Source organism: Stenotrophomonas veracruzanensis, from assembly GCF_032911525.1.
GTDB classification, from domain to species: domain Bacteria; phylum Pseudomonadota; class Gammaproteobacteria; order Xanthomonadales; family Xanthomonadaceae; genus Stenotrophomonas; species Stenotrophomonas africana.
The window spans coordinates 1-8861 of sequence record NZ_JAWJTI010000065.1; the positions used below are offsets into that span (position 1 = coordinate 1).

General features: G+C 68.9%; 8 protein-coding genes. 4 read left to right on the forward strand and 4 right to left on the reverse strand.

All coding sequences use genetic code 11. From position 1 onward, the window contains the following. Positions 1-74 precede the first annotated feature (74 nt). Positions 75-1046 (reverse strand): CDF family Co(II)/Ni(II) efflux transporter DmeF, encoded by a 972-nt coding sequence (dmeF, locus tag R1H25_RS20110; protein WP_317224447.1) that lies wholly within the window; start codon positions 1044-1046, stop codon positions 75-77. Between the two features lie 48 nt (positions 1047-1094). On the opposite strand from dmeF, the gene R1H25_RS20115 reads away from it, so the two are divergent. Beyond that, positions 1095-1379, forward strand: coding sequence for a metal/formaldehyde-sensitive transcriptional repressor (locus tag R1H25_RS20115; RefSeq protein ID WP_317224448.1), 285 nt, complete (start codon positions 1095-1097; stop codon positions 1377-1379). A 95-nt stretch (positions 1380-1474) separates the two neighbouring features. Here R1H25_RS20115 and R1H25_RS20120 read toward each other — a convergent pair whose 3' ends face one another. Continuing rightward, positions 1475-1849, reverse strand: a complete 375-nt coding sequence (locus R1H25_RS20120) for a MerC domain-containing protein (RefSeq protein WP_010484159.1) — start codon at positions 1847-1849, stop codon at positions 1475-1477. 69 nt (positions 1850-1918) lie between these two features. Between R1H25_RS20120 and R1H25_RS20125 the strand changes: the two genes are divergently transcribed. Then, positions 1919-3244, forward strand: coding sequence for a GTP-binding protein (locus tag R1H25_RS20125; protein ID WP_317224449.1), 1326 nt, complete (start codon positions 1919-1921; stop codon positions 3242-3244). Between the two features lie 133 nt (positions 3245-3377). On the opposite strand, the gene R1H25_RS20130 is transcribed toward R1H25_RS20125, so the two are convergent. Then, positions 3378-4985: an ATP-binding cassette domain-containing protein gene (locus R1H25_RS20130; protein WP_317224450.1), complete on the reverse strand. Its 1608-nt coding sequence runs from the start codon at positions 4983-4985 to the stop codon at positions 3378-3380. Between the two features lie 340 nt (positions 4986-5325). Then, positions 5326-6225 (reverse strand): LysR family transcriptional regulator, encoded by a 900-nt coding sequence (locus tag R1H25_RS20135; protein WP_317224451.1) that lies wholly within the window; start codon positions 6223-6225, stop codon positions 5326-5328. A gap of 228 nt (positions 6226-6453) precedes the next feature. Between R1H25_RS20135 and R1H25_RS20140 the strand changes: the two genes are divergently transcribed. Next, positions 6454-7632, forward strand: coding sequence for a serine hydrolase domain-containing protein (locus R1H25_RS20140; RefSeq protein ID WP_317224452.1), 1179 nt, complete (start codon positions 6454-6456; stop codon positions 7630-7632). Further along, a complete protein-coding gene (locus R1H25_RS20145; RefSeq protein WP_317224454.1) occupies positions 7629-8813 on the forward strand; it encodes an MFS transporter in 1185 nt (394 codons plus the stop codon). Before R1H25_RS20140 ends, R1H25_RS20145 begins: the two co-directional genes overlap by 4 nt. Positions 8814-8861: the final 48 nt, after the last annotated feature.

Below are 8861 nucleotides of genomic sequence, written 5' to 3' on the forward strand. Positions count from 1 at the left end.
GCTGGCCGGCAACGCTGGATTGTTTCCGGAGCCCATGGGGTTGCCGGCCAGCGGCCGGCACTACCGGATGCGGGTCAGGCGCTGCGGTGAATCTCCACCGTCACGTGCACCAGTTCCTCATGAATCGCCAGCGCGTTGCGCACGGTATCGGCATCCAGACTGACGTCGCTGGTGACCACACTGGCGCTGACCGCGTACTTGCCGCGACCCACCTGCCAGACGTGCAGGTCGGCCAGGCGTGCCGGCCACGGGCCGTGTTCGATTACCTCGCGTACTTCGGCCACCACCGGCGCATCCATCTGCGCGTCGAGCAGGATGCGGCCACTGTCGCGCAGCAGGCCGATCGCCCAGACCGTCACCAGCACGGCGCCGACCAGGCCCATCACCGGGTCCAGCCAGGTCAGGCCCAGCAGCTTGCCGCCAAGCAGGGCGACGATGGCCAGCACCGAGGTGGCGGCGTCGGCCAGCACGTGCACGTAGGCCGAGCGCAGGTTGAGGTCGTGACCGTGCGCATGGCCGTGATCGTGGTCGTGCCCATGCCCGTGATGATGGTCATGGTCATGCCCGTGGTGGTGGTGCGCGTGGCCCGGGCTGTCGTGCAGCCACCAGGCGCAGAGCAGGTTCACGCCCAGGCCCACCGCTGCGATCGCGATGGCTTCGTTGTAGTGGATGGGGGCGGGCACCCACAGCCGTTCCAGCGATTGCACGGCCATCAGCGCGGCGACGCCGAGCAATGCGATGGCGCTGGTATAGCCGGCCAGGATCTCGATCTTCCACGTACCGAAGGCGAAGCGCGGATCGTGCGCGTAGCGGCGCGCGCAGCGGTAGGCGAACACCGAGAGGCCCAGCGCCAGCGCGTGCGAACTCATGTGCCAGCCGTCGGCGAGCACGGCCATGGAGTTGAACCACCAGCCGCCGACGATCTCCACCAGCATCATGCTGACGGTGAGCCACAGGGCGCGGCGGGTGTTGCGTTCGGCCAGCGGGTTGCCGCCGTCGAAGCGGTGTTCGTGGCGACGGGCGGCGGCGAGGGCGTCCAATTGCATGGCGGTGGGAGCTGGAGTGGATACCCCCATAGGGTATATGATCCCGCCATGGCCCATGTACACAGGAATCGAAAGCAGCTGCTGACCCGGGTACGCCGTATCGCGGGTCAGGTGGCGGCGTTGGAGCAGGCGCTGGACACGCCCGAGGGGGAAGCGGGGGACTGCGCGGGCGTGCTGGTGCAGGTTGCCGCCGTGCGCGGTGCCGCCCATAGCCTGTTGATGGAGCTGCTGCACGAGCACCTGCAGGAACACGTGGTCGGCGCGGAAGATCCGCAGCAGCGGGCGGCCGAGGCCGAGGTGCTGGTCGAGCTGCTGCGCCGCTACGGCAAATAGGCCGAGGGGGGGGAGAGTCGACTGTCAGTCGACTGCTCTTCGCCCAGGCGGCATGAGATCCCGCGCTTCGCGCGAGAGTCGACTAACAGTCGACTCTACCCTGCGTGCCGGTGCCGCGCGTTCCAGATATGCGTTGCGGCCAGCAGCAGGCTGCCGGTGACGGTCATCGGCGTTTCCCAATCGTGCGAGGGCAGCGCCAGCGCGCCGGCCAGCAGCAGGCCGAGCCCGGCGCCGGCGGTGGCCCAGGCCAGTACGGGCAGTGGGTGACGGCGCTCGGCCCGCCACAGCGCGTAGCCGGTCAGCGGCAGGGCGATGGCCACGAACAGCAGGTGGACCCATTCCGCTTCGGCCCAGGTGCCGAACAGCGGCAGCGCGGCGGCAAGCAGGGGCAGCGCCAGGCAGTGCAGCAGGCACAGGCTGGACAGGGCGACCGCGCCGGCATCAAGCAGGGCGGCAGAAGGCGACTTCATCGGGGGAGTTTCCTTGCTCAACAATTGTTATACAGTAACATTTCCGTTCCGCAGCCAACCCGCTCCGACATGAACACTGTTTCCCGCGCCGACCGTCGCCTTCCGGTCACCGTGCTGTCCGGCTTCCTGGGGGCCGGCAAGACCACCCTGCTCAACCAGATCCTGCGCAACCGCGAGGGCCTGCGCGTGGCGGTCATCGTCAACGACATGAGCGAGGTCAACATCGATGCGCAGCTGGTGCGCGAAGGTGGGGCCGAGCTGCGCCGCACTGAAGAGACGCTGGTGGAATTCAGCAACGGCTGCATCTGCTGCACGCTGCGCGATGACCTGCTGCAGGAAGTGCGGCGCCTGGCCGATGCCGGTCGCTATGACTACCTGCTGATCGAATCGACCGGGATCGGCGAGCCGATGCCGGTGGCAGCCACCTTCGCGGTGCGCGACGAACACGGCTTCAGCCTGAGTGATATCGCGCGGCTGGACACGATGGTGACGGTGGTCGACGGCAGCGCGTTCCTGGCCGACTTCGGCTCGACGTCGCGACTGGCCGAGCGTGGCCAGCAGGCCGGGCCGGATGACGACCGAGGTGTGGTTGACCTGCTGTGCGAGCAGGTCGAATTTGCAGACGTGATCGTGGTCAGCAAGGTGGACCAGGTGGATGACGAAGTGCTGCAGGACACGCTGGCGGTGCTGCGTGGCCTGAACCGCGACGCGAAGCTGCTGCTGTCCAGCTTCGGCGATGTGCCGCTGGCCGAGCTGCTGGATACCGGTCGCTTCGACATGGAGCGTGCGCAGCGTGCGCCGGGCTGGGTGAAGGAACTGCGCGGGGAGCACACACCGGAAACCGAGGAGTACGGCATCGGCAGCTTCGTCTACCGCTCGCGACGTCCTTTCCACCCGGCGCGATTCGCCCGCGCGCTGCAGTCGGGCATGCCCGGCGTGATCCGCAGCAAGGGCTGGTTCTGGCTGGCCAACCGCATGGACTGGGTGGGCGAGTTGAACACGGTGGGCGCTGCGACGCGCACGCAGGCGGCGGGCTTCTGGTACGCCGCACGTGACCGCGTGCGGGCCGGGCTGGAAGACACCGCGCCGTTGTTGCCGCCGACACCGCTGCCTTACAGCGACCTCGGGTGGGCGCGGCAGCAGGCCGACTGCTGGAGCGCGCCGCTGCCGGGGCCGGAAGAATTCCCGGATGCGGCCGCGCATTCGGCGATGCAACGGTTGTGGCACCCGTTGTGGGGGGATCGTCGCCAGGAGCTGGTGGTGATCGGCGTGCACATGGATGAGCGTGCCGTGCGCGCGCAGCTGGATGCGTGCCTGCTCAACGACCAGGAGCTGCGCGCGGGGTCATTGCTGTGGCAGCAGTTGCCGCAGGCGTTCCCGGTGTGGAAGCGCTGAGCCAACGGCTCGTGTAGAGCCGAGCCGACGCTCGGCTGCTGTTGCGCTGGATCCACCCCTCACGTGGATGGCCGACATGGCGGAGTCGAGCATGGCTCGACTCTACGGAATCGAATTCACGCATGGCGTGGATCTACAAGGCGTCACGCCACTGCCAACCCCCGGTGCTCACCTGCAGCACCTGGGTCGGCCGCAACGCCTGCAGCAGGTGCCGGTCGTGACTGACCATCACCAGTGCGCCCGGCCACGCCGCAAGCAGTTCCTCCAACGCCTGCAATGCGCTCAGATCCAGCGCATTGCCGGGCTCGTCCAGCAGCAACAGCTGCGGCGCGGGATCGGCGTACAACACGCTGGCCAGTGCGCCTTTCACCCGTTCGCCATCGCTGAGGCTGTGGGCGGCGCGCTGGATGCGCTGCGCATCCAGTCCCAGCAGCGCGAGTCGGGTGCGCAGTTCGCCCGGGTCCGCACCCGGATTGGCGACCTGCACGGTGTCGAGGATGCTGCGCCCGCCGGACAACCCCAGTAGCTGCTGGTCGAGCAGGGCCAGTGGCGCATGCCGTTGCACGATGCCGCTGCGTGCAGGCCGCTGGCCGGCCAACACACGCAGCAGGGTCGATTTGCCGCTGCCGTTGTCACCGACCACGGCAATGCGCTGGCCGCGGCGGATCTCCAGCTGCAACGGGGCACTGCAGCCATGTGGCAGCACCAGCGCCTCGGCCTGTAGCAGGCGCGTGCTGCCACGGTCACCCGCACCGGCGAACAGTGCCAGTTCCGGCGCCGCGTGCACCGCCGATGCCGCTGCGCGCAGATGCTCTGCGCTGGCCTGCAGGCGTTCGGCCTGCACCTGTTGTGCGCGGCCGTGGCTGGCCTCGGCGCGCTGCTTCTGCCGGCCAAGCAGGATCGGGGCCTGGTTGGCCTGCTTCGCATCGCGGTTGCCACGCGCCTGGCGTTGTTGTTGCCGTTCGTGCTGTTCGCGCGCGCTGCGTTGCTGCTGCCGATGCTGCGCACGTGCATGGTCAAGCTGGGCGGCGGCGGCTTCACGTTCGGCGGCGCGCGTGTCCGCGTAGTGCTGCCACGGCCCGCCATAGCGATGCAGCCCGCGCGCGTCGAGTTCGACGATCTGCTGCATCTGCGCCAGCAGCTCGCGATCGTGGCTGATTGCCAGCAGGCCGCCACGCCACTGCTGCAGGTGTTCGTACAACTGTTGGCGATGGCGGGCATCGAGGTGGTTGCTGGGTTCGTCCAGGATCAGCCAATCGGCGCCGCTGGCCCAGGCGCCGGACAACGCCACCTGCATGGCCTGGCCGCCACTGAGGCGCGCGGCGGGTTGGGCAGGATCGAGATCGCCGGGCAGCCGTAGCGCCTGCCATTGCTGCTGCAGGCGCTCGCGCAGATCCCAACGCTCGCCAACACAGGCGAAGTCGGTCTCGTCCACGCTGCCGGCTTCGATGCGTTGCAGTGCGGCCAGTTCCGCGCCGACGCCGGCCAGTTCGCCAACCGTGCCGGTGGGGGGATAGCCGGGCGTCGGCAACAGGAACACGCGGCCGCTGCTGCGTATCAGCCCGCTGTCGGGCAGCAGGTGGCCGGCCAGCAGGCGGGCGAGCACGCTCTTGCCGGTGCCATTGGCACCGACCAGGCCGGTGGCAACCGGTTCGAAGGAAAACGACAGATCGGAAAACAGCGGGCGGCCGTCGGCCAGCCGATACGACACGCGATCGAGCGTGAGGGAATGTGTGGTCATGCGACCTCCATGGATGCCGGGTTCTCCCCTGCGCGCAGGGGCGGGAAGAGTCAGGCCGTCTAGTGGGAAGACGGCGGCATCAATGGCGCATTGGTCGCGAGCCTCTTGGAGGAATGAGCGGGCAGTATAGCGGGGCTGGCTGAATGGTCGGGTGTGGTGGGCCGGGCATCCGGCAAGTCGAGCATGGCTCGACTCTACAAAGGCATCCACGCATGGCGTGGATCTACTGTGGGCCGGGTGTGGTGGGCCGGGCATCCGGTAAGTCGAGCATGGCTCGACTCTACAAGGGCATCCACGCATGGCGTGGATCTACTGTGGGCCGGGCATGGGGGGATCGCGCCTAGGGCACGGTTTCCAGGCGGGCGCTGACGAAATCGATGAACACCCGCAGCTTCGGCAGTACGTGGCGGCCCGAGGGCCACAGCAGGTGGAAGATGCCGCAGGAATGCACGTGTTCGTCCAGCACGGTAACCAAGCGGCCGTCCGCCAGTGCATCGCGCACCGAGTGCACCGGCACGAAGGCCAGGCCGATATCGCGCAATGCGAGCGCTACCCGTGCTTCGATGGTGTTGGCCACCATGTGCACCGGCAGTTCCTGCGGTGTTTCATGGTCGGGCCAGTGGATAGGCCATAGTTCCAGCTTACCGGTGCTGGGGAAGCGGTAGTGCAGCAGCGTGTGCTGCAACAGGTCGGCCGGCGTGCGCGGCGTGCCGCGGCGCTGCAGGTAGGCGGGCGAGGCGACGATGCGGCGTGGAAATACCCCCAGGCGTCGTGCGTTCATGCGTGAGTCGCTGGGCTCGCCGACGCGCAGCACGGCATCGAAGCCTTCCTCGATGACATCGACCAGCCGATCGCTGAAATCGAGGTCGAGGCGGATATCGGGATAGGCCGCCATGAACTCGGCCATCAGCGGCAGGGTCAGGTCGCCCACCAACGGGAGGCCGATGCGCAGCGTGCCGCGGGGCGTGGCGTGCGGCTGCGCCAGCTCGGTGCGCGCGGCATCGCGCTCGTCGAGGATGCGCCGGCAGCGCGCCAGGAACAGCTGGCCCTCGGCGGTGAGGGTGATGCTGCGCGTGCTGCGATGGAACAGGCGCACGCCCAATGCCTGCTCCAGCCGGGCAACGCATTTGCCGGCGGCCGAGGCCGAGATGCCCTGCAGGCGCCCGGTCTCGACGAAGCTGCGGCTATCGGCCGCGTGCACGAAGGTCTGCAGATTGGCGAGGTTGTCCAGGACTGACATGGGCGTGCGGGCAATGAAAGCGGGAGGGTAGGTCGGCGCGGCTGTAGCGGGCGGCTCCGCCAGCGCAACGCTGTGGTGCGGGGTGGCGTGGGGACCGTTGCGGCCTTGCAGTTCCGGCCATCATGCCGATTGCGGACTGCACGGTCCATGATGCCCGGAGCGGCAACCGGCTTTTTGCGCGGACGCCCGCTGCCTAACGTGGCGGGCCTCTCCCCACGGATTCCCGCGATGAATGCCGCTCCTTCCCTTGAACCCACGCCGACGCTGCCATCGGTGCAGCGGCTGTTGCAGCACGTGCACCCGCAGCGCCTGGTCGGTGCGGTGGTGCTGGTGCGCGAGCACGGTGTGTTGCGCCATGCTAGCGCGACCGGGCTGGCCGATCGCGAGTTGGCCACGCCGATGCAGCGCGATCAGGTGTTCCGGCTGGCATCGGTCAGCAAGCCGCTGCTGACCACGGTGATCCTGCGCCTGGTGGCCGAGGGCGTGCTCGACCTCGATGCACCGGTGCAGCGCTGGCTGCCGGACTTCCGCCCGGCGCTGGCTGATGGCAGCACGCCAGCGATCAGCCTGCGCCAGCTGCTCAGCCACAGCAGCGGGCTGGGCTACCGCTTCCTGGAGGCCGACGTCGACGGCCCCTATGCACGCGCCGGCGTCAGCGATGGGCTGGATGCCAATCCCGTGAGCCTGGGGGACAACGTGCACCGCATTTCCCAGGCGCCGCTGCTGTTCGCGCCGGGCAGCCAATGGCTGTACTCGTTGGGCGTGGATGTGGCCGGTGCGGTGGCCGAAGCAGCAACCGGTGAAACGCTGCAGGTGCTGTTCGAGCGCTTGCTGGCCGCACCGCTGGGCCTGCGCGATACAGCCTTTGCTGCGCGCAACGCGGCGCGGTTGGCCACGCCCTATGTCACCGACACGCCGCGGCCGCATCGCCTTCAGGAAGGCGAGGTGGTCGCTCCGTTCGAGGGTACCGTCGGCATCGAGTACAGCCTCGCGCGTGCCACCGATGCCAGCCGTTTCCCTTCGGCCGGGGCCGGTCTGGTCGGTACCGCCGATGACGTAATGGCGGTGTTGGAAGCCCTGCGTGATGTGCAACGTTCAGGCCTGTTGCCGCCCGCACTGGCAGCGCAGATGGCCACCCCGCAGGTGGGTGAGCAGGGGCCGCCGGAACCGGCCGGCTGGGGCTTCGGCCTGGGCTTTGCGGTGCTGCGTGATGCGGCCGCCAGCGGCACGCCGCAGAACATAGGCACATGGCGCTGGGGCGGTGCCTACGGGCACAGCTGGTTCGTCGATCCTGCGCGTGGGCTGAGCGTGGTGGCGCTGACCAACACCCTGTACGAAGGCATGGACGGTGCCTTCGTTGATGAGCTGCGTGACGCGGTGTACGCCGATCTGGAGACCGAGCGATGAGCGGCCATGCCATCGATGCGGCCAGCCCGGCCGGTGAAGCCACGCGCCTGCCCTGGGCGGGACTGCTGGCGCTGGCCGGCGGCGGCTTCATCACCCTGCTGACCGAGACCTTGCCGGCCGGTGTACTGCGGCCGATGGGCGACAGCCTGGGTGTGAGTGATGCGGCGGTCGGCCAGCTGGTCAGCGTGTACGCACTGGGCTCGGTGATGGCCGCACTGCCGATGACCGCACTGACCCAGCGCCTGCCGCGACGCCCCTTGTTGCTGGCCGCCATCGCTGGCTTCGTGGTGGTCAACACGCTGACCGCACTGAGCAGCAGCTACCCGCTGATCCTGGCCGCACGTTTCCTGGCCGGCGTGAGTGGTGGCCTGCTGTGGTCGCTGGTGGCCGGCTACGCCGCGCGCATGGTGGTGCCGTCGCTGCAGGGCCGAGCCATTGCGGTGGCGATGATCGGATCGCCGTTGGCGCTGTCGCTGGGCGTACCGGCGGGCACGTTGCTGGGCCAGCAGATCGGCTGGCGCTGGGCGTTCGCGTTGATGAGCGTGCTGGGCGTGGGGCTGCTGGCCTACGCGCGCTGGGCGCTGCCAGCCTTGCCCGCTGCCGGTGCCGGCCAGCGCACATCGCTGGGCGCGGTCTGGCGCATGCCCGGCGTGCGCAGCGCGCTGCTGGTGATGGTGTTGTATGTGTTGGCGCACAACGTGCTCTACACCTACATCGAACCATTGGCGGTGGAGGCGGGTGCCGGCCCGTGGCTGGACCGCCTGCTGCTGGCCTTTGGCGTGGCCGCCATCGCCGGCATCGGCATTGCCGGCTGGGGCGTGGACCGTCATCTGCGCACGCTGGTGTGGGCGGCGGTGATCGGTTTCATCGTGCCGGTGCTGACCCTGCTGTTGTGGCCGGGTCAAGCGACGCCGCTGCTGCTGGCGACGATCCTGTGGGGCGTGGCCTTCGGCGCGGTGCCTACGTTGTTCCAGACCGCATTGGCACGTCGCGCCGGTGCCGCCGCGGATCTGGCGCAGTCGATGCTGGTGACCGGTTGGAACCTGGCCATCGCTGCCGGTGGCGTTGCGGGGGGTGTGCTGCTGCAGGCGGTTGGCCCGAACCAGTTGGGATGGCTGTCGTTGCTGCTGCTGGCCGTGAGCGTGGCCTGGCTGCTGGCACGGCCGAAGGCCTGGGCGTAGGCGCAGGCCAACCGTTACAGAGGTGCCGGCCAGCGGCCGGCACTACCG

Coding starts and splice junctions, on each gene's coding strand:
- dmeF (WP_317224447.1), bottom strand. CDS start 1,046: ATGCAATTGGACGCCCTCGCCGCCGCCCGTCGCCACGAACACCGCTTC.
- R1H25_RS20115 (WP_317224448.1), top strand. CDS start 1,095: ATGGCCCATGTACACAGGAATCGAAAGCAGCTGCTGACCCGGGTACGC.
- R1H25_RS20120 (WP_010484159.1), bottom strand. CDS start 1,849: ATGAAGTCGCCTTCTGCCGCCCTGCTTGATGCCGGCGCGGTCGCCCTG.
- R1H25_RS20125 (WP_317224449.1), top strand. CDS start 1,919: ATGAACACTGTTTCCCGCGCCGACCGTCGCCTTCCGGTCACCGTGCTG.
- R1H25_RS20130 (WP_317224450.1), bottom strand. CDS start 4,985: ATGACCACACATTCCCTCACGCTCGATCGCGTGTCGTATCGGCTGGCC.
- R1H25_RS20135 (WP_317224451.1), bottom strand. CDS start 6,225: ATGTCAGTCCTGGACAACCTCGCCAATCTGCAGACCTTCGTGCACGCG.
- R1H25_RS20140 (WP_317224452.1), top strand. CDS start 6,454: ATGAATGCCGCTCCTTCCCTTGAACCCACGCCGACGCTGCCATCGGTG.
- R1H25_RS20145 (WP_317224454.1), top strand. CDS start 7,629: ATGAGCGGCCATGCCATCGATGCGGCCAGCCCGGCCGGTGAAGCCACG.